The sequence below is a fragment of the Clostridium sp. D33t1_170424_F3 genome, from assembly GCF_015667585.1.
GTDB lineage: Bacteria > Bacillota > Clostridia > Oscillospirales > Acutalibacteraceae > Anaeromassilibacillus.
This window is the reverse complement of the sequence record NZ_JADPEG010000002.1, coordinates 161709-184897: the sequence shown is the minus strand read 5'-3', so window position 1 is coordinate 184897 and position 23189 is coordinate 161709. Positions and strand designations below refer to the sequence as shown.

At 54.2% G+C, this 23189-nt stretch carries 26 protein-coding genes; 19 read left to right on the top strand and 7 right to left on the bottom strand.

Annotated elements, in window-relative coordinates; translation table 11 throughout:
• Positions 1 to 10 precede the first annotated feature (10 nt).
• The 10 genes from I4V53_RS02180 (at position 11) to nagA (ending at position 6812) form a co-directional block, all read left to right on the top strand.
• Positions 11 to 298 carry a KOW domain-containing RNA-binding protein gene (locus tag I4V53_RS02180; protein WP_286166997.1) on the top strand — a complete coding sequence of 96 codons (288 nt, stop codon included), beginning with the start codon at positions 11 to 13 and terminating at the stop codon, positions 296 to 298.
• Positions 280 to 498 carry a translation initiation factor IF-1 gene (infA, locus tag I4V53_RS02175; RefSeq protein ID WP_050698900.1) on the top strand — a complete coding sequence of 73 codons (219 nt, stop codon included), beginning with the start codon at positions 280 to 282 and terminating at the stop codon, positions 496 to 498. The genes I4V53_RS02180 and infA overlap by 19 nt, the downstream gene beginning before the upstream one ends.
• Positions 499 to 562: 64 nt before the next feature.
• Positions 563 to 676, top strand: a complete 114-nt coding sequence (rpmJ, locus tag I4V53_RS02170; RefSeq protein WP_022174947.1) for a 50S ribosomal protein L36 — start codon at positions 563 to 565, stop codon at positions 674 to 676.
• A gap of 153 nt (positions 677 to 829) precedes the next feature.
• Complete coding sequence (gene rpsM, locus I4V53_RS02165) at positions 830 to 1198, top strand: 30S ribosomal protein S13 (protein WP_050698899.1); 369 nt, start codon at positions 830 to 832, stop codon at positions 1196 to 1198.
• A 19-nt stretch (positions 1199 to 1217) separates the two neighbouring features.
• A complete protein-coding gene (gene rpsK, locus I4V53_RS02160) occupies positions 1218 to 1625 on the top strand; it encodes a 30S ribosomal protein S11 (protein WP_050698898.1) in 408 nt (135 codons plus the stop codon).
• Between the two features lie 33 nt (positions 1626 to 1658).
• A complete protein-coding gene (gene rpsD, locus I4V53_RS02155; RefSeq protein ID WP_195983764.1) occupies positions 1659 to 2279 on the top strand; it encodes a 30S ribosomal protein S4 in 621 nt (206 codons plus the stop codon).
• A gap of 72 nt (positions 2280 to 2351) precedes the next feature.
• Positions 2352 to 3305, top strand: coding sequence for a DNA-directed RNA polymerase subunit alpha (locus I4V53_RS02150; RefSeq protein WP_050698896.1), 954 nt, complete (start codon positions 2352 to 2354; stop codon positions 3303 to 3305).
• A gap of 33 nt (positions 3306 to 3338) precedes the next feature.
• Entirely contained in the window at positions 3339 to 3680 is a 342-nt protein-coding gene (rplQ, locus tag I4V53_RS02145) for a 50S ribosomal protein L17 (RefSeq protein WP_054324043.1), read from the top strand.
• Positions 3681 to 3908: 228 nt separating this feature from the next.
• Complete coding sequence (locus I4V53_RS02140) at positions 3909 to 5489, top strand: leucine-rich repeat domain-containing protein (RefSeq protein WP_195983763.1); 1581 nt, start codon at positions 3909 to 3911, stop codon at positions 5487 to 5489.
• 165 nt (positions 5490 to 5654) lie between these two features.
• Positions 5655 to 6812, top strand: coding sequence for an N-acetylglucosamine-6-phosphate deacetylase (nagA, locus tag I4V53_RS02135; protein ID WP_353616459.1), 1158 nt, complete (start codon positions 5655 to 5657; stop codon positions 6810 to 6812).
• Between the two features lie 438 nt (positions 6813 to 7250).
• Here nagA and I4V53_RS02130 read toward each other — a convergent pair whose 3' ends face one another.
• From I4V53_RS02130 to serC, 3 genes are all read right to left on the bottom strand, one after another.
• Positions 7251 to 7451: a helix-turn-helix domain-containing protein gene (locus tag I4V53_RS02130; protein ID WP_195983761.1), complete on the bottom strand. Its 201-nt coding sequence runs from the start codon at positions 7449 to 7451 to the stop codon at positions 7251 to 7253.
• A gap of 356 nt (positions 7452 to 7807) precedes the next feature.
• Positions 7808 to 8968, bottom strand: coding sequence for a 3-phosphoglycerate dehydrogenase family protein (locus I4V53_RS02125; protein WP_195983760.1), 1161 nt, complete (start codon positions 8966 to 8968; stop codon positions 7808 to 7810).
• A gap of 61 nt (positions 8969 to 9029) precedes the next feature.
• Positions 9030 to 10115, bottom strand: a complete 1086-nt coding sequence (serC, locus tag I4V53_RS02120; RefSeq protein WP_195983759.1) for a 3-phosphoserine/phosphohydroxythreonine transaminase — start codon at positions 10113 to 10115, stop codon at positions 9030 to 9032.
• A gap of 400 nt (positions 10116 to 10515) precedes the next feature.
• Here serC and I4V53_RS02115 point away from each other — a divergent pair, with 400 nt between their 5' ends.
• From I4V53_RS02115 to I4V53_RS02075, 9 genes are all read left to right on the top strand, one after another.
• Positions 10516 to 10827 (top strand): hypothetical protein, encoded by a 312-nt coding sequence (locus I4V53_RS02115; RefSeq protein ID WP_195983758.1) that lies wholly within the window; start codon positions 10516 to 10518, stop codon positions 10825 to 10827.
• A 36-nt stretch (positions 10828 to 10863) separates the two neighbouring features.
• Positions 10864 to 12876 (top strand): V-type ATP synthase subunit I, encoded by a 2013-nt coding sequence (locus I4V53_RS02110; protein ID WP_195983757.1) that lies wholly within the window; start codon positions 10864 to 10866, stop codon positions 12874 to 12876.
• Between the two features lie 2 nt (positions 12877 to 12878).
• Positions 12879 to 13361 carry a V-type ATP synthase subunit K gene (locus I4V53_RS02105; RefSeq protein WP_195983756.1) on the top strand — a complete coding sequence of 161 codons (483 nt, stop codon included), beginning with the start codon at positions 12879 to 12881 and terminating at the stop codon, positions 13359 to 13361.
• 49 nt (positions 13362 to 13410) lie between these two features.
• A complete protein-coding gene (locus I4V53_RS02100) occupies positions 13411 to 14010 on the top strand; it encodes a V-type ATP synthase subunit E (RefSeq protein WP_195983755.1) in 600 nt (199 codons plus the stop codon).
• A 1-nt stretch (position 14011) separates the two neighbouring features.
• Positions 14012 to 14983, top strand: a complete 972-nt coding sequence (locus I4V53_RS02095; protein ID WP_195983754.1) for a V0D/AC39 family V-type ATPase subunit — start codon at positions 14012 to 14014, stop codon at positions 14981 to 14983.
• A gap of 10 nt (positions 14984 to 14993) precedes the next feature.
• Positions 14994 to 15311: a V-type ATP synthase subunit F gene (locus tag I4V53_RS02090; protein WP_050698885.1), complete on the top strand. Its 318-nt coding sequence runs from the start codon at positions 14994 to 14996 to the stop codon at positions 15309 to 15311.
• A 75-nt stretch (positions 15312 to 15386) separates the two neighbouring features.
• Entirely contained in the window at positions 15387 to 17156 is a 1770-nt protein-coding gene (locus I4V53_RS02085) for a V-type ATP synthase subunit A (protein WP_195983753.1), read from the top strand.
• Positions 17157 to 18530: a V-type ATP synthase subunit B gene (locus tag I4V53_RS02080; RefSeq protein ID WP_195983752.1), complete on the top strand. Its 1374-nt coding sequence runs from the start codon at positions 17157 to 17159 to the stop codon at positions 18528 to 18530. It abuts the gene before it with no gap.
• 254 nt (positions 18531 to 18784) lie between these two features.
• Positions 18785 to 19456: a V-type ATP synthase subunit D gene (locus I4V53_RS02075; protein WP_195983837.1), complete on the top strand. Its 672-nt coding sequence runs from the start codon at positions 18785 to 18787 to the stop codon at positions 19454 to 19456.
• A 221-nt stretch (positions 19457 to 19677) separates the two neighbouring features.
• Here the strand turns inward: I4V53_RS02075 and I4V53_RS02070 are convergent, their stop codons facing one another.
• The 4 genes from I4V53_RS02070 to I4V53_RS02055 form a co-directional block, all read right to left on the bottom strand.
• A complete protein-coding gene (locus I4V53_RS02070) occupies positions 19678 to 20247 on the bottom strand; it encodes a GrpB family protein (protein ID WP_195983751.1) in 570 nt (189 codons plus the stop codon).
• 62 nt (positions 20248 to 20309) lie between these two features.
• The gene (locus tag I4V53_RS02065; protein ID WP_195983750.1) at positions 20310 to 20660 is read right to left on the bottom strand and encodes a helix-turn-helix domain-containing protein; all 351 of its coding nucleotides are present in this window, start codon (positions 20658 to 20660) and stop codon (positions 20310 to 20312) included.
• Between the two features lie 62 nt (positions 20661 to 20722).
• On the bottom strand, positions 20723 to 21196 hold the full coding sequence (locus tag I4V53_RS02060; RefSeq protein ID WP_195983749.1) for a GNAT family N-acetyltransferase: 474 nt from the start codon (positions 21194 to 21196) through the stop codon (positions 20723 to 20725).
• 13 nt (positions 21197 to 21209) lie between these two features.
• On the bottom strand, positions 21210 to 23150 hold the full coding sequence (locus I4V53_RS02055) for a fructose-1,6-bisphosphatase (protein WP_195983748.1): 1941 nt from the start codon (positions 23148 to 23150) through the stop codon (positions 21210 to 21212).
• Positions 23151 to 23189: the final 39 nt, after the last annotated feature.

Below are 23189 nucleotides of genomic sequence, written 5' to 3'. Positions count from 1 at the left end.
GGGGGATACCATGGATTTTCAAAAAGGACTCGTTGTCCGCGCTCTTGCGGGGCGCGACAAAGGCGGCTTTTTCACCGTGCTGGAGGCTGACGCCGATATGGCCGTGATCTGTGACGGCAGGCGGCGCAGACTGGAGCATCCCAAGCGGAAAAAGCTGAAACACCTTTTGGCAACCAAAACGGTGCTGAACGAGGGTTCATTGCAAACCAACCGTGAAATTCGAGGCGCTCTCCGGTCATTTGAAACGGAGGGCCGTTTTCCACAAGAGGAGGGTACGATATGTCGAAACAGGACGTAATTGAAACTGAGGGTATTGTAACCGAGGCGCTTCCTAACGCAATGTTTAAGGTAGAGCTTCAAAACCACCATGAGGTGTTGGCGCATATCTCCGGTAAGCTCCGGATGAACTTCATCCGCATTCTGCCGGGCGACAAGGTGACGATCGAGCTTTCGCCTTACGATCTGACCCGCGGCCGCATCACATGGCGTTCTAAATAAAGCGCGGGCTTTTTCAGCCGGCGCAGTTGTAAACGAGACGACTTCACTAAGGGAGGGCGCACAAATGAAAGTCAGACCTTCTGTAAAGAAAATTTGCGAGAAGTGCAAGATCATCAAGCGCAAGGGTAAAGTCATGGTTATCTGTGAAAACCCGAAGCATAAGCAGCGCCAGGGTTAAAAGCTTCCGCTTTTATCAAGGCCCGCCGGTTTTGGCGGGGACCGCGAAGCCAGCACGGTTTGTATCAGGATTGATATGAATTTGTACGGCCGCGTTTCGCTTTTGGGGGACTCCCCCTATAAACTGAATGATTAATTTGGAGGTGCAACCAGTATGGCGCGTATAGCAGGTATTGATCTGCCCAGAGATAAGCGCATCGAAATTGCTCTTACCTATATTTTTGGTATCGGCCGCAAGACCGCCACGGATATCTGCAAAGAGACGGGCGTAAACCCGGACATCCGTGTGAGAGACCTCACCGAAGACGATGCATCCAAGCTGAGAGAATATATTGATAAGAACTGCCGCGTAGAAGGCGATCTTCGCCGCGACGTTGCGTTCGATATCAAGAGACTGATTGAAATCGGTTGCTATCGCGGAATCCGTCACCGCAAGGGCTTGCCGGTAAGAGGCCAGCGTTCCAAGACCAATGCGCGTACCCGCAAAGGTCCGAGAAAGACCATGGCCAACAAGAAGAAATAAGCAGGGAGGGATTTAAAAGATGGCAGCACAGAAGGGCGCTAAAAAAGGAACCACCGTTCGCAGACGCCGTGAACGCAAGAATATTGACCGTGGAGCTGCTCATATCCAGTCCACCTTTAATAACACAATCGTGACCATCACCGACACCCAGGGCAACGCGATCTCCTGGGCGAGCTCCGGTGAGCTGGGCTTCAGAGGCTCCAGAAAGTCCACCCCGTTTGCCGCGCAGACCGCTGCGGAGACCGCTGCGAAAGCTGCGATGGAGCACGGTATGAAGACAGTAGAGGTTTTTGTTAAGGGACCGGGCGCCGGCCGTGAGGCGGCGATCCGCGCGCTGCAGGGCGCGGGGCTCGAAGTCAGCATGATTAAAGACGTTACCCCGATCCCCCACAATGGATGCCGTCCTCCGAAGAGAAGACGCGTCTAATCAAAAACCGATTACAGGAGGTGCAACCATATTATGGCAAGATATACTGATGCTGTGTGCAAGCTCTGCCGCCGCGAGGGCCAGAAGCTGTTCCTGAAGGGCGCGCGCTGCTACACAGATAAATGCGCGATCACGCGCAGAGCATATGCGCCTGGCCAGCACGGCCAGGGCCGCAAAAAGACGTCCGAATACGGCCTGCAGCTGCGTGCGAAGCAGATGACCAGACGCTACTACGGCGTTCTGGAAGGCCAGTTCCACGATTACTACGAGATGGCGACCAAGAGAGAGGGCAAGACCGGCGACGAGCTGCTCACCATCCTGGAAAGCCGCCTCGATAACATCATCTACCGCCTCGGCTGGGCGTCTTCCAGAGCGGAAGCCCGCCAGCTCGTGGTGCACGGCCACTTCAACGTGGACGGCAGAAGAGTGGACATTCCGTCCTACCTCGTAAAGCCGGGCCAGGTCATTGCGATCCGCGAAAAGAGCCGTCAGAGCGCCAAGATCAAGGCTGTGCTGGAACAGAACCGCCTTGTCCCGAAGTGGCTTGATGTAAACGGCGAAACCCTGGAAGCCAAGATTTTAGCGCTGCCGACTCGTGAGGAGATCGACCTCGACGTCGATGAGACCCTCATCGTTGAGTTGTACTCCAAGTAATGCCGTTGCCTAACAGCATCATTAACAGGATGGCAGACAGAATCATCCGCTTTATGTCAAGGAGGGTCGCTAATGATCGAGATTGAGAAGCCAAGAATTGAAACAGAAGTCCTGAGTAACGACGGAACTTACGGTAAATTTGTAGTGGAACCGCTCGAGCGCGGCTTCGGCACAACGTTGGGCAACAGCCTGCGCCGTGTGCTGTTGTCTTCCCTACCGGGCGTTGCAGTCACCTCTATTAAAATAGACGGTGTGCTGCATGAGTTTTCCACCGTTCCCGGCGTCAAGGAAGATGTCACCGAGATCGTGCTGAACATCAAAGGATTGACCGCGAAGCTTCATTGTGACGGCCCGAAAACAGTGGAAATCTGTGCAGAGGGTCCGTGCGAGGTCACGGCCGACTCTATCAAGTGCGACAGCGAGGTTGAGATCCTGAACCCGGAAATGCACATTGCAACCCTGGGAGAGGGCGCGAAGCTGTATATGGAACTGACCTTGGACAAGGGCCGCGGATACGTCCCCGCCGAGCGGAACAAGCAGAATATGCCCGCAGGCGTGATCGGCGAACTTCCGGTTGATTCTATTTACACTCCTGTTTATAAAGTGAACTTCAACGTGGAACCGACCCGCGTGGGCCAGCGCATCGATTTTGATAAGCTGACGCTCGAGGTTTGGACCAATGGCGTGATCAGTGCGCAGGAAGCGGTCTCTTTGGCCGCCAGAGTCCTGACCGAGCACCTAAACCTCTTTGTCAACCTGTCCGACAAGGGCAGCAGCACGGAGATTATGGTGGAGAAGGACGACAAGGGCAAGGAAAAGGTGCTGGAGATGACCATCGAAGAGCTGGATCTCTCTGTGCGTTCCTTTAACTGCCTCAAGCGTGCTGGAATCAATACGGTTGAGGACCTCATCAACAAGTCTGAGGAAGACATGATGAAGGTGCGCAATCTGGGACGCAAGTCCCTGGAAGAGGTCGTGTGGAAACTGGCCTCTCTCGGCTTTAATCTGCGCAAGGAAGACGAATGAGCCTTGCAGCCAAAGGTAAAGGAGTGATATTCGATGCCCGGAACCAGAAAACTCGGAAGAGCAACCAGCCATAGAACTGCTATGCTGCGCGCGATGGTTACGTTCCTGCTTGAAAACGGCAAGATCGAGACAACCGTCACCCGCGCGAAGGAAGTCCGCTCCCTGGCAGAGAAGATGATTACAATTGCAAAGACAAACGATCTGCACAGCAAGCGCCTTGTTATGGGCTTCGTTACGAAGGAAGCGGTAACAAACAAGCTGTTTACAGAGATTGCCCCGAAGTATGCGGACCGCAACGGCGGCTATACCCGCATCACGAAGCTTGGACCGCGCCGCGGCGACGCTGCGGAAATGGCGATTATTGAGCTGATCTAATCGGGATTGCATAGTGAAGCCCTGCACGGTTTGTGCAGGGCTTTTTTATGTTGCCAAAAAGTTATTACAAAGCGTTTTCAATTTGATGACGAACAAGACAGATATTACCAGTGCAAATTACACAAGTGTAACCGCCTGAAACCTTGCATAATTTGACGTGCTACGGTATAATAGGATTTACCAAAACAGATAAAACCTATGAAACATTTTAGACAAGGAGAGGAAAGTATGAGAAGAGCAAAAAAACTGCTGTCGTTGGCGCTGTCCGCTTTATTGACAGTTACGGCGTTCACCAGCACGGTTGCTTATGCTGCAAAGATAGACGATGCTTATGATGTGGAAAGAATTGATAGCAAATACACGGTGGTCAGTATTGATGACGATGGAGAGTACTATCATTCCAAATCATCCATTTCAATTCCGAACAAAATTGGAAGCAGAACAATTACTCGAATCGGCAAAGGTGATGGCAGCGTTTTAGAAAACGGTGGTAGCGGTAAGAATATTTACTTGCCTGATAGCATCGATCTTGTTGCAGATGGAGCCTTTGAAGGCACGGATATTAAAAGAATTTCCATGGAGGAGGGCGTTAAGGAGATCGGAGAACGCGCCTTTGCAGATGCGGACGAAATGACATCTGTAACTTTTGCAAACAGTATAACGAAAATTGGTTTGGAAGCGTTCAGCGGCTGTTCTTCCCTGCGTTCCGTTACACTGCCCTCAAGTTTAACAAAAATTTTAGACAACACTTTTGAGGGATGCAGTGACTTGCGTTCTGTTACCATCGGCAGTGCGGTGACCAGCATTGGAGACAGCGCTTTTGCAGGTTGTGACGAGCTGGACGAAATTACAATTCCGCCGAATGTTACCCGCATCGGATATGACGCCTTTGAGGACTTTATCACGATTAAGGGCTATGCCGGTTCCGCCGCAGAGAAATATGCTAAAGAGTACGACATTGACTTTGTCAATCTCGGCAATTCCTACAGCGCGGCGGTTCGTTTGAGCGTCAGCTCTCTGAGCGTTGCAGTCGGCGCGACAAACAGCTTTACGGTTACCAACCCGACGAACGGAAGCTACAGCGTATCTTCCAATTCCAGCGCGGTCAGCGTAACCCAGAGCGGCTCCACCGTTACAGTTCGGGGCGTTTCCGCGGGTTCCGCTACATTGACAGTTACTTCTTCCGGTTTGGCTGCTGCGACGATGACCGTTACAGTCGGCAGCGGTGGGGGTACTACCAATTCCGGCGTGCTCTCTCTGGATACCAGCTCCTATTCCTTTAATGTGGGTAATGTGTATTATCCGCTCGCCAGAGTAAATTCTTCTACAACGCCAACCTGTACCAGCAGCAACCCGAATGTGGTGGCGGTGAAGTTCCAGGCGGACCGTTCCAACCGTTCCGATCTGAAGGGGAGTTACACCAACGCATACCTGTATCAGATTCAGGGCAAATCCGCTGGAACAGCTACGATTACAATTACGAGCGGCGCTTATGTCGCTTCTTTCCCGGTGACGGTTTCGACTTCCCCGAATGGTTCGGCGTTCTGCAATCCGAGTGTGAACTTTGGTGTTTACAAGGGAAGCTACTATGACGTCCAGATGACGGTGACCGGCACCAATAACGCGCCGAGCTTTACGGTCGGCAACGGCAAGGTTTTCAAGACCCAGTATTTGGGCAAGAATGGCAATGTGTATTCCTATCGGGTGTGGGCAATCGGAAACAAGGGTGAAAAGACAGGACTTTACACTCAAATGCCCGGTGATTCCAAAGTCGTCCTCCATTGTGAAGGGCAGATTGCCTACGGCTGATCATTATTTGGATAAAAAAGAAGGCGGGTCGATTGGCCCGCCTTCTTTTTGTCTTTTCTTATCGCGCAGGTGTCGGATTGTGTATTCTTTTGGAATTCCAGCTTTTATGAGTTGTATCGGCAGAGCCTTTCCGCTATAATGAAGATACTATAGAACTAAATTGAGGTGATTGCTGTGATTTTGAAGAATGCACAAATTATGGACGATACATTTACGTTGGTGGATGCCTGCCTGTCAGTGGAGGGAGACCGCATTGCGGATATTGCGCCCGACCTGAGCGGGGAGGAAGAGCTGGACCTGAGCGGGTGCTGTGTGGTACCGGGCTTTGTCGACATCCACATCCACGCCTGTGTTGGGGCGGACACCTGCGATGCTTCCACGGCGGGCCTTGCCAAGATGGCGGGGCATTTGGTCACGAAGGGCGTCACATCCTTCTGCCCGACGACGATGACAGTTTCCCATGAGGAGATTGCCGAGGCGCTGGCGACGGTCAAGGCTTGTATGGACGACCGCCCGTTTGGCGCGGCGATAGCCGGTGTGAACATGGAAGGCCCTTTCATTTCCATTAATAAGAAGGGCGCGCAAAAGGGCGAGCATGTCCGTAACCCAGATTGGAATGAGTTTAAAACGCTCTATGATGGCTGCGGCGGTATTATCAAGCTGGTCGATATTGCGCCGGAGTGCGAGGGAGCGGACGACTTTATTAAGAAGGCCAGCAAGCTCTGTACGGTTTCCATTGCGCATACGGACGCCGACTACGAGCAGGCAAAGCATGCGTTCAATCTGGGCATCACTCATGCGACGCATCTGTATAACGCCATGAGCGGCATGACGCACCGCAATCCCGGTGTGGTCGGTGCGGTGTTTGACGACGAGCGTGTGCATGCGGAGATCATCTGCGACGGCTTCCATATCAATCCCGCTGTGCTGCGCATCACGTTCCGCCAGTTGGGAGAGGACCGTTCCATTATCGTCAGCGATTCCATGCGTGCGGCCGGGGAGCCGGACGGTATCTCGGAGCTGGGCGGTCAGACGGTCTATGTCAAGGATGGACAGGCCCGGCTGAAGGACGGCACAATTGCCGGTTCGACAACAAATATTCATCAGGAAGTCTGTAACCTGGTCAATTTCGGTGTACCGTTTAAGCAGGTAATCAAAAGCGCGACCATCAATCCGGCGCGCGCGATCCATGAGGATGGCGAGATCGGCAGTATCAAGGTGGGGAAACGCGCCGACCTGGTGGTGTTGGATAAAGATTTGAAGATTCAAATGGTCATTGCCCGTGGTAAAATTGCGGTTGACCTGCGGTCGGCAAAGGCTTGAGATTAAAACGCGTTTATCCACCTTTCTAAAAGGTGGCGGGATCAAAGGGCAGGGCCCTTTGTCGTTCTCCGCAGAGAACGGACGTACAACGTCTTTCATGCCTCCGGCGATTGTTGTTTAGAACATCGCCGGAGGCGCGTCAGACACTGCGTGTCCGTCTTGCCACAAAAGTAAGCAAAAGGACGTGCAACGTCTGACGCGCCTTCGGCGGTAAACAGTGGCAGTTTTCCGCTAGTCTATTTCCTGTGCGTGTCAATTGGTTTTTTAGGGGGCGCGAGAGTGGGCTCCGGGGTACTTCGACTCACGCCCCCCTACTCCTCATATGCCTGAGTGGCTCAGGGAGGGCGGCGTGCTTTTCATTGCCGGCGGAGCTTAAATATTGTTTTATAAATAAAAAATCCTGCTAAGCTTTAGCAGGATTTTTTTATTTAAGTTATTCTATTCAGATATATATTCCGCCACATCGCAAAGTTCACAATCCAGAATTTTACACAACTTGTTAAGCGTATCTGTTGTAACGTTTTGATTTGCTCGAAGCCGCCGAATTGTCCGGCTTTCTACATTGTATTCTTCCCTCAATACGTACGTCGATATGCCTTTTGCCTTCATTGTGTCCCAGAGTTTATTAAAAACAATCATATATCTTCCCTCATATCACTTTTTGCTTGCATACTTGTATTATGAGGTATATAATCATCATATATAAGAGGGATAAAATCCCCATATCATGAATGGAATACACAAGTGAAAGGGAGAAAAAACATGCGGTGTGAAAATTATTTTTGTGTTTATTGGGAGGATGAGAGTTGTACAGTGGAGAACATTTATTTGGACATCCTAGGCTGTTGTCAAACCTGCATTTATGTGGACATACCGGAAGATCTACTGGAGGAACAAAGGCAAAAGTATCTGGATAAATTTGAGCGTGAATAAAAACCAGCCTGCGGTACATTTCTTTACCGCAGGCTGGTTTTATTATTTTATATTGAATGAAATCAGATCACACGGACCTTCACAATATCCGCAGATTCTTCCATTTTGGCGGCGTTGCCGTTGAGATCGCCGGTAACGTCGAGAATCGTATAGGCGTAATCCTTGCGGGACTTGCTCTGCATATTTTCGATGTTGATGCCAAACTCCGCAAGCTTGCCGGCCAACTGACCGATGGTGTTCGGAACATTGCGATGGATGATGCATACGCGGGTGAACGCCGGATCACGCGGCATGGAGACGTTCGGCAGGTTCACAGAATGGGTGATGTTGCCGTTCTCCAGGTAATCCTTCAGCTCGTCGGCCGCCATGCGTGCGCAGTTGTCTTCGCTCTCCGGGGTGGAAGCGCCGAGGTGCGGGATGGCAATGACGCCTTCCGCGCCAAGCATCTCGTCGGTCGGGAAGTCGGTGACATAGGCGGAAACCTTGCCGTCCGCCAGTGCCTTCAGGATGTCGGCGGAGTTCACCAGATCGCCGCGGGCAAAATTCAGGATGCGGACGTTATCCTGCATCTTGGCGATGCTCTCTGCGTTGATCATCTCCTTGGTGTCCGGGGTGAGCGGCACATGCATGGTGATGTAATCGCAGTTCGCATATATTTCATCCAGTGTCTGGGCGTGCTTGGTGGAACGGGAGAGGCCCCATGCCGCGTCGACGCTCAGATACGGGTCATAGCCGTAAACTTCCATGCCCAGGCTCTTCGCCGCGTTAGCAACCAGGATGCCGATTGCGCCGAGGCCGATGACGCCGAGCTTCTTGCCGCTGATTTCCGGACCGACAAACGCGCTCTTGCCTTTTTCGACCATCTTGGTCACATCCGCGCCGTTGCCCTTGAGGGTCTTGGCCCACTCGATGCCGGAGATAACCTTCCGGGAGGAGAGCAGCAGGCCCGCAATCACCAGTTCTTTTACGGCGTTCGCGTTTGCACCGGGCGTATTAAATACGCAGATGCCCGCCTCGCTGCATTTGTCCAGCGGGATATTGTTGACGCCCGCGCCCGCTCTGGCGATCGCCAGCAGGCTCTGCGGCAGCTCCATGTCGTGCATGGAAGCGGAGCGGACCAGAACGGCTTCCGGATTCTCCACGTCTTCGCCGACGTTGTAATTTGCGCCGAAGCGCTTGGTGCCCACGGGGGAAATTTTATTCAAACATTTAACGTTAAACATTGTAATCACCTGTACCATTCAAATTTAATGGGTTCCCATCTTCCTATAATATGCAGCCCTGTTACGCGTTCTCTTCTTCAAACTTCTTCATGAAGGCAACCAGTTTCTCCACGCCTTCCATCGGCATTGCATTGTAGATGGAAGCGCGCATGCCGCCGACGGAACGGTGGCCCTTCAGGTTGACGAAGTCGTTTGCAGCGGCTTCTTTCACGAACTTGGCGTTCAGCTCCTCGCTGTCGGTGACGAACGGGACGTTCATCAGGGAACGGTCCTTCGCGACGACGGTGCCGCGGAACATCTTGGAACTGTCCAGATAATCGTAAAGGATACCGGCCTTTTTCTCGTTGTATTTTTTCATCTCATCCAGGCCGCCCATGGTGTTCTTGATCCAGTCGAGCACCAGCATGCACATGTAGATGCTGTAGCACGGCGGGGTGTTGAACATGGAACCGTTGTCCACGTGCGTCTGATAGTTGAACATGGTGGGCGTGATGTCCATCGCATTGCCGACGAGGTCCTCGCGGATGATGACGACCGTCAGGCCGGCGGGGCCCATATTCTTCTGTGCGCCCGCATACAGAATGCCAAACTTGCTCACGTCAATCGGCTCGCTCAGGATGCAGGAGGAGATGTCCGCCACCAGCGGCACATCGCCGGTTTCCGGCAGTTTGGTGAACTTGGTGCCGTAGATGGTATTGTTCAGGCAGATGTGGAAGTAGTCCGCATCCTTGGTGAAGGTGGAAGAATCCAGCTCCGGGATATAGTTGAAGGTCTGGTCCTTGGAGGAAGCCACGATATTGGCCGTGCCGTAGCGGGCCGCTTCCTTATACGCTTTGGTGGCCCACTGGCCGGTGATGACGAAATCCGCCTTGTTGCTTTTGGTCATCAGGTTCATCGGCACCATCGCAAATTGAGAGGATGCACCGCCCTGCAAGAACAAAACCTTGTAATTGTCGGGGATATTCATCACTTCGCGAAGCAGACTTTCAGCAGAATTGATAATGCCCTCGTAGACCTTGGAGCGGTGGGACATTTCCATCACAGATTGGCCGCTGCCCTGGTAGTCCAGCATTTCGTCCGCAGCGCGGCGAAGAACAGCTTCGGGCAGCATCGAGGGGCCCGCGGAAAAGTTGTAAACGCGTTTCATATGTAGTGCAACCTCCTATAAATTACTGCTTCTGTGAGCAGACTATAATGTTATTAATTATACCGCTTTAGTAAACTAAAATCAATGGAAGCGCTCGATAAAAATATTTAAAAAACGGCGGGATTTTCCAAGCTTTTTTGTATGGAAAACCGGCGAATCCCGTTCGGAGTTTCGTCATATTATCAGGAAAGCGGACAAAATGAAACACATTGTACAAAATGGAAAGATTTTTAGAAATAAGTTGGTTTATGTTGTTGCACTTTCCTCTATTTTCATGTACAATGAATATAATTTTGGGAATCCCAAAAGAATATGATTTTACAGATTTATCAAAAGCGCGCAGGGCCGCAGCTGTGCGGCCGGGTGAGCTCATAGTAACCGATACAGGGGGTGAAAATCAATGGCACAGCAGATGATCGACGCCGTGCGCGAGGCCGAGCAAAAAGCGGAACAGGCGGAGCGCGACGCCGCGCGAAGGGCGGAGGAAATCCTGAAGCAGGCCCGGAGCGATGCGGAAAAGACCGTGGCAGAGATCGCTGCCGACGCGCAAAAGGAAGCGCAGGCGGCGCTCAACGCGGCTCAGAAGCAGAGCGAGGCGGAGACAATAAAGGTCCAGCAGAGCACCAAAGAGGAAATTTCAGCTTTGCAGGCCGGCGCGCGCAAAAAAGAAAAAGAAGCGGCTGCACGGATTTTAAAGGAGCTGGTGGGTTAGCCGGTTCCCGTGCAAAGCAAAGGAGGTATGGCACTTATGGCGGTATTGCAGATGCAGCGCATCAGCATATACGGTCTCAAGAAACATCGCAAACATATTCTGGAATTTATCCAGCGGCGCGGCGTTGTGGAAATCAACGATGTTTTACAGGAGGACAGCGTATTCCAGCAGGCAGATATGTCCGCGCAGAAAACGCAGTTTGAAAAAAACATCGTGGCGTCCGGACAGGCGCTGGAGGTTCTGAACCGGTATGCGTCGGAAAAGAAATCCCTGTTTGCCTCTCTGGAGGGGCGCAAGGAAATCGACGCGGCGGAGTACGACGCGTTTGCGGAGGAGAGCGAAAAGGTCCTGCACATCGTTTTGCGGATCAACGAGCTTTCCAAAGACATCGCGGACGCCCGCGGCAGCATCCAGAAGCTGGAAACGCAGATCGAAGCGCTCACCCCCTGGGTGGCGTTGGACGTGCCCATGCGGTTCAAGGGGACGAAGGCGACGGCGGCTTTTATCGGCACGCTGGCCGGGGACCTGAACCAGGCGGCGCTGGAGGAGCGGCTCGCGGAGCTGCTTCCGCAGACGCCCGTCCAGGTGGACGTGATCAGTTCCTCCCGCGAACAGACCTGCGTTTTCCTGCTGTGCCGGAAGCCCGACGCGGCAAACGTGGAAGACGCCCTGCGCACGCTGGGCTTTGCAAGGCCTGCCGCGCCCTCCAAAACGCCGCCCGCAGAGCGCGTCAAAACGCTGGAGGGCCGCGTAGCCGAGCAGCAAAAGATCATGCAGGCCGCGGAGGACGAGATCAAGGGCTATGCCGACCGGCGGGAGTCCATGAAATTCATGGTGGATTACCTGACGATGCGGCAGGAGAAGTACGAGGTCATCGGCCGCCTGATGCAGTCCCGGCGCACATTCGTGCTGACCGGTTATATCCCGGCGCGCGACGCGGACAGGCTCTCCAAGGAGCTGGAAGAAAAATTCGACGCGGCGGTGGAACTGAGCATACCCTCGGAGGACGAGGACGTCCCGGTCCTGCTGCAGAACAACAAGTTTGCGGAACCCGTGGAGGGCGTTCTGGAATCGTTCAGCCTTCCCGGAAAACATGAGATCGACCCCACGTCCATTATGGCAATTTTCTATTATTTTCTATTCGGCATGATGCTCTCGGACGCAGCCTATGGACTGCTGATGGTCATCGGCTGCGGTCTGGCATTGTGGAAATTTAAGAACATGGAGAACGGGATGCGCAAGTCGCTGCGGATGTTCTTTTTCTGCGGCGTTTCCACCACCATCTGGGGCTTTCTGTTCGGCGGCTTCTTTGGGGACGCCACAGCGGTGATTTCCCGCACGTTTTTCGGAAAAGAGATCGTCCTTGGGCCGCTCTGGTTTGAGCCGATCAAGGAGCCCATGCGCATGCTGATGTTCTCGCTGCTGGTCGGCGTAATTCATCTGTTTGTCGGACTGGCAATGCAGTTTATCCAGCTCTGGAAGCAGAAAAAGTACAAGGATGCGCTTTACGACGTCATCTTCTGGTATATGCTTCTGACGGGTGCGATTGTGTTTATGCTGTCCAGCCAGATGTTTGTGGACATCGCACAGCTTGGTTTTATCCTGCCTCCCCTTGCGGGGAATATAGCCGCCGCGGTGGCGGGCATCGGCGCGGTCGGCATCGTCTTTACGGCGGGACGTGAATCCCGCAACCCGGCGAAGCGGCTGCTCAAGGGCTTGTACGGCCTGTACAACGTGACGGGCTATCTGAGCGACATCCTCTCCTATTCCCGCCTGCTGGCGCTCGGCCTGGCCACCGGCGTAATCGCCACGGTGATCAACCAGATGGGCAGTATGGGCGGCGGCGGAGTCGGCGGCGCAATCCTGTTCATCATCGTCTTTATTCTGGGCCATGTGCTGAATATCGGCATCAACCTGCTGGGCGCGTATGTGCATACGAACCGTCTGCAGTTTGTGGAATTCTTCGGCAAATTTTACGAGGGCGGCGGACGCAAATTTTCGCCCTTCGGCATTCATACAAAATATTACAAAATCAGGGAGGAAAAATAATCATGGAAAATTTCGGTGTTGTTCTGGCTTTGCTGGGTGCGGTTTTGGCGGCGCTTATGGCCGGCGCAGGTTCTGCGGTCGGCGTGGGACGCGCGGGCGAGGCGGCCGCGGGCGTTGTGACGGAGGACCCGTCCAAGTTCGGTAAAGTTTTGATTTTGCAGCTGCTGCCCGGTACGCAGGGCATCTACGGCCTGCTGATCGCATTTATCACATTGTCTCAGATCGGTATCCTCGGCGGAAACGTGCAAATGTCCCTGGCAAAGGGCTTCCTGTATCTGCTGGCCTGTCTGCCGATGGCAATCGTCGGCTACTGGTCCGCTCTCAAACAGAGCCGTGCGGCGGTCGCCTGCATCGGCCTGGTATCCAAGCGCCCGGACCAGCTGGGCAAAGCGATTATCTTCCCGGCCATGGTTGAAACCTATGCGATTCTCGCGCTTCTCGTTTCCATTCTGGCAATCACAGGCATCGGCGGCCTGCCGGTATAAGAACCAGCGCCCCGATTGGGAAAAATGAATTGGAAAAGGAGCGCTGCTCATGACTGGACTCGAAAAGATCATCAAACAAATTGAGGACGATGCCGCGGCGTCCGCTGCGGCTGTGCTGGAAGACGCGGAAAATCAGGCGTTTCAAATTCGGCAGGACGCAAAGGTTCAAGGCGCGGTGCAGGGGGAAGAGACCATTAACCGCGCGAAGGACGAGGCAAAGGCGATGCGGGAGCGCGCCGTGTCCGCCGCTGCTCTGCAAAAGAGAAAAAGCGTCCTTGCGGCGAAGCAGCAGATCATCGGCGAGACGATGGAGCGCGCGCTGCAGGCCGCGGTAGAGCTGCCGCCGGAGGAATACTTCTCCAATATTTTAAAAATGGTAAAAAAATACGCCCTGCCTCAGGACGGGGAGATTTTATTCAACCAAAAGGACTTGCAGCGCCTGCCGAAGGATTTTGCCTCCCGGCTGGAAAAGGCGGTCCCCGCCGGCGCAAAGCTGACGCTCTCCGGGGAGACGCGGAACATCGACGGCGGTTTTGTATTGACCTACGGCGGGATCGAACAGAACTGCTCGTTCTCGGCGCTGTTCGACGCCGCGAAGGAAGGTTTGCAGGACGAAATTCACGCGCTGCTCTTCCCGGGAGGGCACTGATATGGCGGAAAAGCAGTATACCTATGCGGTGGCGCGCATCCGCTCCAAGGAGATGTCCCTGCTGAACGGGATGTTTCTGGAACAGCTTCTTGCGGCGCGCACCTATGAAGAGTGCCTTCAGCTTCTGGCGGACAAGGGCTGGGGCGACGGAAGCGCGCAGAGCGCGGAGCAGATTCTCACGGGCGAACAGGAGAAAACCTGGGCGCTGATGGAAGAACTGGTGGACGATCTCTCCGTGTTCGACGTATTCCTCTATCAAAATGATTATCATAATCTGAAAGCGGCGATCAAACTGGTCTTTACCAACACGGAAATGCCGGAGGCCTTTTTTACCCACGGCGCCGTGGAATGGGAAACGATATTGAAAGCCATTCAAGAGCAGGACTACACCCTTTTGCCGGAGGCCATGCGCGCCCCGGCGAAGGAAGCGTTCGACCTGCTGCTGCATACGCGCGACGGACAGCTTTGCGATGTGATTATTGACAAAGCGGCGCTCGACGCGATCCATGCGGCGGGGAAAGCCGCCGACAACGCGGTAATCAAAGAATATGCGGAATTGACAGTGGCCGCGGCGGACATCAAGGTTGCGGTGCGCGCGCAGAAAACCGGCAAATCGCTGGACTTTGTCCGGCGCGCATTGGCGGACTGCGATACGCTGGATACCGCGAAGCTGGCGCAGGCTGCGGTGGAGGGGCAGGAAGCCATCTACAGCTATCTGTCCGCAACGCCGTACGCCGACGCGGTGCAGGAGCTGAAGGAATCGCCCTCCGCCTTTGAGCGCTGGTGCGATAACCTGATTATCCGGCGCATCCGCCCGCAGCAGTACAATCCGTTTACCCTCGCGCCTCTGGCGGCCTATGTGCTGGCCAGGGAGAACGAGATCAAAACGGTGCGGGTGATTCTCTCCGGCAAGCTCAACCAGCTGCGGATGGAATCCATCCGGGAGCGATTGCGGGAAATGTATGTGAACTAGGGGGAGAGCCATGTATAAAATTGCAGTGATGGGGGACCGGGACAGCATTTACGGCTTCGCGGCTCTGGGGCTTGACACCTATCCGGTGGCGGACCCGGTGGAGGCGGCGCGCCGGCTGCGGTCCTTCGCGGAGCAGGACTATGCGGTGGTGTATATCACCGAGGCGCTGGCGGCTTCCCTGGAAACCGAGATCGACCGGTACCGCGAGCAGATGCTTCCCGCAATCATTCTGATTCCGGGCGTGTCCGGCAACACGGGCATGGGCGTCCGCGCGGTGAAGAAAAGCGTCGAGCAGGCGGTCGGCTCCGATATTATCTTCAATCAATAAGTTCCTGCCGGGGAAGCCCGGCGGGTTTCGTCAGCACTCTGGGGCGCAGTCCCACAGAAAGGAAAGATCAGAACAATGAGCAAAGGAACCATTAAAAAGGTTGCCGGACCGCTGGTCATCGCCGAGGGCATGCGCGACGCGAACATGTTCGACGTGGTGCGCGTCAGCGAACAGCGGCTCATCGGTGAAATCATTGAGATACACGGCGACCAGGCTTCCGTCCAGGTTTACGAGGAGACCTCCGGGCTTGGCCCGGGCGAACCGGTGGAATCCACCGGCGCGCCGCTCTCCGTGGAGCTCGGTCCGGGCCTGATCGGCAGCATCTTCGATGGAATCCAGCGCCCGCTGGAGGAGATCATGAAGGCGACCGGCAACAGCCTGAAGCGCGGCGTGGAAATTCCCGCGCTGGATCATAAAAAGAAATGGCATTTTAAACCGCTGAAAAAGGCGGGCGACAAGGTGACGGGCGGCGACATCATCGGCACCGTGCAGGAGACGGAGATCGTCCTGCACAAAATTATGGTGCCGAACGGCCTGATGGGCAAGCTGCGCTCCATCAAGGAGGGCGACTACGCCATTGACGAGACCGTCGCAGTGGTGGATACCCCGAACGGCTTGAGCCAGAATATTGCATTGATGCAGAAATGGCCGGTCCGCGTGGGCCGTCCATATCAGCAGAAGCTCTCCCCGGATATGCCGTTGGTGACGGGCCAGCGCGTCATTGATACGCTGTTCCCGATTGCAAAAGGCGGCGTGGCGGCAGTCCCCGGCCCGTTTGGCAGCGGAAAGACCGTTGTGCAGCACCAGCTGGCAAAATGGGCGGAGGCGGACATCGTTGTCTATATCGGCTGCGGCGAGCGCGGCAACGAAATGACGGACGTTTTGAACGAGTTCCCGGAGCTGAAGGATCCGAAGACGGGTTTCTCTCTGATGGAACGCACCGTGCTGATTGCCAACACCTCCGATATGCCCGTTGCGGCGCGTGAGGCGTCCATCTATACCGGCATCACCATCGCGGAATATTTCCGCGATATGGGCTATTCCGTCGCGCTGATGGCGGACTCCACCTCCCGCTGGGCGGAAGCGCTGCGTGAGATGTCCGGACGTCTGGAGGAAATGCCCGGTGAAGAAGGATACCCGGCGTATCTGGGCAGCCGTTTGGCGCAGTTCTACGAGCGCGCGGGCCGCGTCGTGACCGTCGGCAGCGAAAACCGGGAGGGGGCGCTCTCCGTAATCGGCGCGGTTTCCCCTCCGGGCGGCGATATTTCCGAGCCGGTCTCGCAGGCGACGCTGCGTATCGTCAAAGTCTTCTGGAGCCTGGACTCCGATCTGGCGTATAAACGCCATTTCCCGGCGGTCAACTGGCTGACCAGCTATTCCCTCTATGTGGATACCATGCGGAACTGGTTTAACGATAAAGTGAATCCAGACTGGATGAACCTGCGCGGCCGTTTGATGCGCCTGCTGCAGGAGGAAGCCGAGCTGAACGAAATTGTACAGCTGGTCGGTATGGACGCGCTTTCCGCGCCGGACCGCCTCAAGCTGGAGGCTTCCCGTTCCATCCGCGAAGACTTCCTGCATCAGGATGCTTTCCATGAGACGGACACCTATACGCCTCTTCCCAAGCAGTTCACAATGATGCAGCTGGTGCTGGATTATTATGACCAGGCGGTGGAAGCGCTGGACAAGGGCGTTTCTGTGGACGATCTGGTCAAGCTGCCCGTGCGTGAGCGCATCGGCCGCTTCAAATATATTGAAGAAAAAGAGATGCAGAGCGAATACCAGGCAATTTTGAAAGCGCTTTCCAAACAGATTGAAGAGCTTTCGCAAAAGGAGGACTTCTAAATGCCAAAGGAATACCGGACGATACAGGAGGTTGCGGGTCCTCTGATGCTGGTGCGCGGCGTGGAAGGCGTCACGTACAACGAACTGGGCGAAATTGAGCTGTTCAGCGGGGAAAAGCGCCGCTGCAAGGTCCTGGAGATCGACGGCGGCAACGCGCTGATGCAGCTCTTTGAAAGCTCCACCGGCATCAACCTGAGCAACAGCAAGGTGCGATTTCTGGGCCGCAGCATGGAATTGGGCGTTTCCGAAGACATGCTCAGCCGCGTGTTCGACGGCCTGGGCCGTCCGATCGACGGCGGCCCGGAGATTCTGCCGGACAAGCGCATGGACATCAACGGCCTGCCGATGAATCCGGCGGCGCGCAACTATCCGCAGGAGTTTATTCAGACAGGGATCTCCGCCATCGACGGCCTGAACACGCTGGTGCGCGGGCAGAAGCTGCCGATTTTCTCCGCCAGCGGTTTGCCGCACGCCAATCTGGCGGCGCAGATTGCGCGTCAGGCAAAGGTGCGCGGGACAAGCGAGCCGTTTGCGGTTGTGTTTGCCGCCATGGGTATTACGTTTGAAGAGTCAAACTTCTTTATTCAAAGCTTTAAAGAGACAGGCGCGATCGACCGTACTGTCATGTTTGTCAACCTGGCGAACGACCCGGCGGTTGAGCGTATCGCGACGCCGCGTATGGCGCTGACCGCCGCGGAGTATCTCGCGTTTGAGAAGAATATGCACGTGCTGGTTATCCTGACGGACATCACCAACTATGCCGACGCATTGCGTGAAGTCTCCGCTGCGCGCAAGGAAGTACCGGGCCGCCGCGGCTATCCGGGCTACATGTATACGGACCTTGCGTCGCTCTATGAGCGCGCCGGACGGCAGAAGGGCAAGAACGGCAGTATCACAATGATCCCGATCCTGACCATGCCCGAAGACGATAAGACCCACCCGATCCCCGATCTGACGGGCTATATCACGGAAGGGCAGATTATCCTGAGCCGTGAACTGTTCCGCAAGGGCGTCACGCCGCCGATCGACGTACTGCCGTCCCTGTCCCGTCTGAAGGACAAGGGTATCGGCGAGGGAAAAACCCGCGCCGACCATGCGAATACGATGAACCAGCTTTTTGCGGCATATGCACGCGGCAAGGAGGCCAAGGAGCTCATGACCATTCTGGGCGAAGCGGCTTTGACGGATATTGACAAACTGTATGCCAAGTTTGCGGACGCCTTTGAACAGGAGTATGTCTCCCAGGGGTACGACGCAAACCGCGATATCGAAGAGACGCTGGCCATCGGCTGGAAGCTGTTGTCCATCCTGCCCCGCAGCGAGCTGAAGCGTATCAAGGACGTCTTCCTTGATCAGTATTACGAGGCAAACTGAGTTTGCATGCACGGCCCGCCCTGAACCACCGTGAAAGTCAAAAGCGGTACCGGGCGGGACGGAAAGACAAAGCTCCCGGGCAAAGGGAGTTTGCATGCACGACCCGCCCTGAACCATGGTGAAAGCCAAAAGCGGTACCGGGCGGGACAGAAAGACAAAGCTCCCGGGCAGGGAGAGTTTGCATTCAGAGCTTTTTTAAAACCTGGGAGTGCCCCATCAAGTAACCAATTGCATCGTCAGGGGGGATGAAGACTTTGGCTGCTACCCATGTAAACCCGACGCGTATGGAATTGACGCGTCTTAAAAAGAAACTGATTACGGCCGTACGGGGCCATAAACTGCTTAAGGACAAGCGCGACGAGCTAATGCGCCAGTTCCTCGACCTGGTACGGGAAAACAAAGCTCTGCGTGAGAAAGTGGAGGCCGGCATTGCCGCCGCCAACCAGAATTTTGTGCTGGCACGCGCCGGCATGCAGGATCAGGTTCTCGACGTGGCGCTGATGACGCCCAAGCAGGAAGTATCTCTGGAGTGCGGAAACCGCAATGTCATGAGTGTGGAAATCCCGGTGTTTACCTATCAGACGCGGACGTCGGATGCAAACGACATCTATTCTTACGGCTTCGCCTTTACGTCCAGCGATCTGGACGCGGCGGTAAAGTCCCTTGCGGACCTGCTGCCGGAGATGCTGCGGCTGGCGGAGTGTGAAAAGTCCTGTCAGTTGATGGCCGCGGAGATTGAGAAGACGCGCCGCCGTGTCAACGCGCTGGAGCACGTGATGATTCCGCAGATGCAGGCGAATATCAAGTATATTACCATGAAGCTGGATGAAAACGAGCGCAGTACGCAGATTCGTCTGATGAAGGTCAAGGATATGATGCTGGAGGAAGCGCACCATTACAGCGAGCATATATCGGAACCGGCGTAAAAATTTCTGAATTAAGCAGCAAACCGCACGGAATTATTCCGTGCGGTTTTTACTTTAGTATAATATAATAAGAATAATACAAATTGTATATAGAAAGTCAGGGTCATAATTAAAAATGGCTGTCATGACGCAGATATTCTCAAGTATTGAAGAAGAGTAAATCATTCAGCAAACCGCCGGTTTTGTAGGCAAAGGCGGATGGCCTCCAATTGCATAAGACGTCAGTTATACCGATCCCCATAAAATGCTTTTGCCAGCTTTGTACAGGTTGTGACAAATTCTGTTTTACCGGCGGTGTAGGCGTCGCGGTCGTGCTCGTACTGCATCCATAAATGCAGTTTTAGCGTTTCATAAGCTTTGGCGGTATCCGGGCGATCATTCAGGTAATCCCGGAAATACAGCTCGTCGTGATCGCCCTTGTACCGCAGATGCAGGTGGAAAACCTTCTCCGCAAAGCCGTTGGGTGTGTATCCCCTATTAAAAGATGCGCGCGTATTTTCCGCGTGCATCGAAAGATAACCGGCTTCTCTTAGAATGGGAGACAGACGCTCCATTTTACAGTCGTTTGTTATTTCAATAAGGATGTCAATAATCGGCTTTGCCCGGATGCCGTGGACAGCGGTGCTCCCAATGTGGCTGATGCGGATAACGGTTTCCTTGGGCAAAAGCGTTTGCAGACGCTGCGCTTCTGCATCATACCAGTCACGCCAGATTGCCTGATGTTCTGTCAGGAAGATGGGAAACAACTCCCAAAGCTCCCGCAGGGACATTTTGGAAAGGTCTTTTTTCATATGCTGCTCCTCCGCCGGCGTTTGTACGTAAATTGGCGAATAAAATCGGGCGGATGAACCGATTAAAGTTTTCCGTCCTTTCTCTTTTGCAGTTTTGTGTATTCCAACACGGCTTGACGTCTTCGTTCATTCAGAGAAAATATGTCGCTGCTGAATTGTTCAAAGGTGCAGTGCTTTGTCAGGTAAATATTTTCCAGCGGTTTGTCCGCATTCGCATGGCGGCCGATCAGATAATCCGCAGAGATATTATAGTAATAGGCAAGCTTGATAAAATGCCGGAGCGGCAGCGCGGCGCTTCCGGTTTCGTATCGGGAATATTGCTGCTGTGATACCCCCAGAACCTGTGCGATCGTACGCTGCGTCAGGTCGTTGTCTTCTCTTAGTTCCTTTAACAGTTCGCGTGTTGTCTTCATATAAAATACATTTGTGAATAATGCGCTTTTATGCTTTCAAAAATCGTGTTGCAGCACGGGGCTCAATTGATTAATTGCGGAAGCCATAATTCATCCTGCATCTGGATAAAACCGTATTTTTCATAGAGAGGCTTCCCCATAGCAGTCGCTTCCAGAGAGATCAGGCCGGCGTTCCGCGTCTTTGCTTCCTCGACCAGCAAGTGCAGCGTATTCCAGGCGATACCTTTGCGCCGGAAGGATGGATGCGTGTACATATTCATAATATACGCTTTCAGGCCCGTCGGATTGTGATACGTTGGCATTACACGGTAAAAGCTGACGCCGCCCGCGCCTGCGACCGTTTCCCCGTGAAAAACCAGATAAGCGAGATGGCTTCCATCGGAGAGGCTGGACAAGTAGTAGTCACGGGAAGTTTGTTCGACCAATGAGAGGTCTTCTGTCTCTGAAAGCTGGTTTGCCGCTCTTAAAACCTGTATGCGCACTTTGGTCAGCAGCTCTACATCTGCCAGAGTGCCCCTTTGATATGTAAATTCCATACTGTTTTGCTCCTCAGCGCTCTTTCATTTGCCCACTCCGGTACGCTTTTAACAGCTCCGTCAGTTCTTCAATCTGCCGGGCGATACTTTTGCCGTTGTCGGTATCGTTTACGGTCAGACGGCGCGGCATGATTTCCACAATCTGCATGGAAGGCGCGTTTTTAGAAAGGTTCTGTTTTGCCAGTTCATATGGCTTGTGCTGGGCCAGCGCCAGATGATGCGAGTTGAAAATCAATGTGTAACCGCCGATGCCGGTCTGCTTCTGATACGCTTTGGAGATGCCGCCGTCGATGATAAATAACAGGCCGCCCGCCTTGATCGGACTTTCTCCCTGGCGGATTTTGACCGGAACATGCCCGTTGACAATATGGGAACGGGCTGGGTCCAGGCCGAATTCCCGCAGGATATTTTCGCAGGTGGACCGGTTTTCGATCAGGCTGTAATAGGGATTGCGTTTCTCAATATGGGTTTCCGGTTCCAGAATGAAGTAGCGCTCAAAAGCGGCAAGCTTGCTTTTGCCAAACAGCGGCGATTTCGGCCCGCACCAAAGGTACCATAGAAAGTCGCTGGCGTTTTGCTGCTCGGCAGAACCGGATACAGCGAAGTAGGCGCGATGCACCTGATCGTCAATGTAATCCAGCAGCTCTCTGCCGCAGTGGGAAGCATCTCCAAACGGGATGCAGTCAAAAGCGCCGTCTTCTGTCATCGGAATGCAGCCGTGATACAACAAATTGGAGTTGACGCATTTGTACATGCTGCCGTGGGCGTACAGATATTTGATGTGCTTGGCCAGCCGTTCACTGTGAGCAAACGAAACGGCGAGCGTGTGGATCAAATCTTCCTCCGCCTGCGTCAGCTCCAGCGGATGTTCCGGAGAAACCGTGGGGAAGAGACGGTCCGTCAGTTCGTAGGTTTGTCCCTGAATCAAGATGGTTCCTTTACGAAAATCGATTTTATCCAGAAGGACGCGGTCTTCCATTTGATATTCGGGATGGCGGGCGATGAGCTGTCCTTCCAGCTTAAACTGGATGATGGCAATCGCCTTGTGCATTTTGGCTGCCAGCGGAATGTCCACCGGGTCGTATGTATTTTCATCCAGGATGTGCGGGGTGAAGATGGTGCAGGGATCGTCCTGATAGACCTCCGCGGCAAACATGGAGAGCGCGCGCAGATTGATGCCGTAGCCGTCCTCCAGCAGGTCAAAATTGTTATAGCTGATGCCCAGACGCACCACGTTGGCGACCAGCGCCAGGTTGCCGGTTGCCGCGCCCATCCAGGAGATGTCATGGTTGCCCCACTGAATGTCCACATCATGATAGCCCATCAGCTCGTCCATCACGATGTCCGCGTGCGGACCGCGGTCGAAGATGTCGCCGATGATGTGCAGCATGTCAATGCTGCATTGCCGGATCAGGCGGCTGATAGCGATGATGAAGGGTTCCGCCATATCAGTGCGAATAATGGAATGAATGATCTCCCCGTAATACTGCTCCTTGGTTTCCTCCGTATCGGCGTGCAGCAGCTCGTCGATGATATAAGCGAACTGTTCCGGCATTTTCTTGCGCACCTTGGAGCGCGTATATTTGGAAGAAACAGTCTTACAGACCTGCACCAGCCGGTAAATGGTGATGCGGCACCACTCGTGGTAGGCGTCCGTTCCCTTTTCTTTAGCGCCCAGAACGGGTTCCGGCTTATAAATCAGGTCCGCCAGCTCTTCCCGGTCCGAAAGTCCCACCGATTTTTGAAAGAGCCATTCGATTTTGTCGCGTATGATGCCGGAGGCGCTGTTCAGCAGATAGCCGAAGGCTTCGTATTCCCCGTGCAGGTCGCTGAAAAAATACTCCGTGCCCTTGGGCAGGTATCGGATGGCGTTCAAATTGATGATTTCCGACGCGGCAGCGTCGGCGTTCGGGTATTCCCTTGCCAGCAGGCGCAGATAGTGCGGGTCCACCATGTGCGGCACACCTCTTTTCCATTTTTCTTCATGCTAACA

Bases quoted from the DNA above. Each gene is read 5' to 3' on its own strand.
- I4V53_RS02180 (WP_286166997.1), top strand. From the start codon at position 11: ATGGATTTTCAAAAAGGACTCGTTGTCCGCGCTCTTGCGGGGCGCGAC.
- infA (WP_050698900.1), top strand. From the start codon at position 280: ATGTCGAAACAGGACGTAATTGAAACTGAGGGTATTGTAACCGAGGCG.
- rpmJ (WP_022174947.1), top strand. From the start codon at position 563: ATGAAAGTCAGACCTTCTGTAAAGAAAATTTGCGAGAAGTGCAAGATC.
- rpsM (WP_050698899.1), top strand. From the start codon at position 830: ATGGCGCGTATAGCAGGTATTGATCTGCCCAGAGATAAGCGCATCGAA.
- rpsK (WP_050698898.1), top strand. From the start codon at position 1,218: ATGGCAGCACAGAAGGGCGCTAAAAAAGGAACCACCGTTCGCAGACGC.
- rpsD (WP_195983764.1), top strand. From the start codon at position 1,659: ATGGCAAGATATACTGATGCTGTGTGCAAGCTCTGCCGCCGCGAGGGC.
- I4V53_RS02150 (WP_050698896.1), top strand. From the start codon at position 2,352: ATGATCGAGATTGAGAAGCCAAGAATTGAAACAGAAGTCCTGAGTAAC.
- rplQ (WP_054324043.1), top strand. From the start codon at position 3,339: ATGCCCGGAACCAGAAAACTCGGAAGAGCAACCAGCCATAGAACTGCT.
- I4V53_RS02140 (WP_195983763.1), top strand. From the start codon at position 3,909: ATGAGAAGAGCAAAAAAACTGCTGTCGTTGGCGCTGTCCGCTTTATTG.
- I4V53_RS02130 (WP_195983761.1), bottom strand. From the start codon at position 7,451: ATGATTGTTTTTAATAAACTCTGGGACACAATGAAGGCAAAAGGCATA.
- I4V53_RS02125 (WP_195983760.1), bottom strand. From the start codon at position 8,968: ATGTTTAACGTTAAATGTTTGAATAAAATTTCCCCCGTGGGCACCAAG.
- serC (WP_195983759.1), bottom strand. From the start codon at position 10,115: ATGAAACGCGTTTACAACTTTTCCGCGGGCCCCTCGATGCTGCCCGAA.
- I4V53_RS02115 (WP_195983758.1), top strand. From the start codon at position 10,516: ATGGCACAGCAGATGATCGACGCCGTGCGCGAGGCCGAGCAAAAAGCG.
- I4V53_RS02110 (WP_195983757.1), top strand. From the start codon at position 10,864: ATGGCGGTATTGCAGATGCAGCGCATCAGCATATACGGTCTCAAGAAA.
- I4V53_RS02105 (WP_195983756.1), top strand. From the start codon at position 12,879: ATGGAAAATTTCGGTGTTGTTCTGGCTTTGCTGGGTGCGGTTTTGGCG.
- I4V53_RS02100 (WP_195983755.1), top strand. From the start codon at position 13,411: ATGACTGGACTCGAAAAGATCATCAAACAAATTGAGGACGATGCCGCG.
- I4V53_RS02095 (WP_195983754.1), top strand. From the start codon at position 14,012: ATGGCGGAAAAGCAGTATACCTATGCGGTGGCGCGCATCCGCTCCAAG.
- I4V53_RS02090 (WP_050698885.1), top strand. From the start codon at position 14,994: ATGTATAAAATTGCAGTGATGGGGGACCGGGACAGCATTTACGGCTTC.
- I4V53_RS02085 (WP_195983753.1), top strand. From the start codon at position 15,387: ATGAGCAAAGGAACCATTAAAAAGGTTGCCGGACCGCTGGTCATCGCC.
- I4V53_RS02080 (WP_195983752.1), top strand. From the start codon at position 17,157: ATGCCAAAGGAATACCGGACGATACAGGAGGTTGCGGGTCCTCTGATG.
- I4V53_RS02070 (WP_195983751.1), bottom strand. From the start codon at position 20,247: ATGAAAAAAGACCTTTCCAAAATGTCCCTGCGGGAGCTTTGGGAGTTG.
- I4V53_RS02065 (WP_195983750.1), bottom strand. From the start codon at position 20,660: ATGAAGACAACACGCGAACTGTTAAAGGAACTAAGAGAAGACAACGAC.
- I4V53_RS02060 (WP_195983749.1), bottom strand. From the start codon at position 21,196: ATGGAATTTACATATCAAAGGGGCACTCTGGCAGATGTAGAGCTGCTG.
- I4V53_RS02055 (WP_195983748.1), bottom strand. From the start codon at position 23,150: ATGGTGGACCCGCACTATCTGCGCCTGCTGGCAAGGGAATACCCGAAC.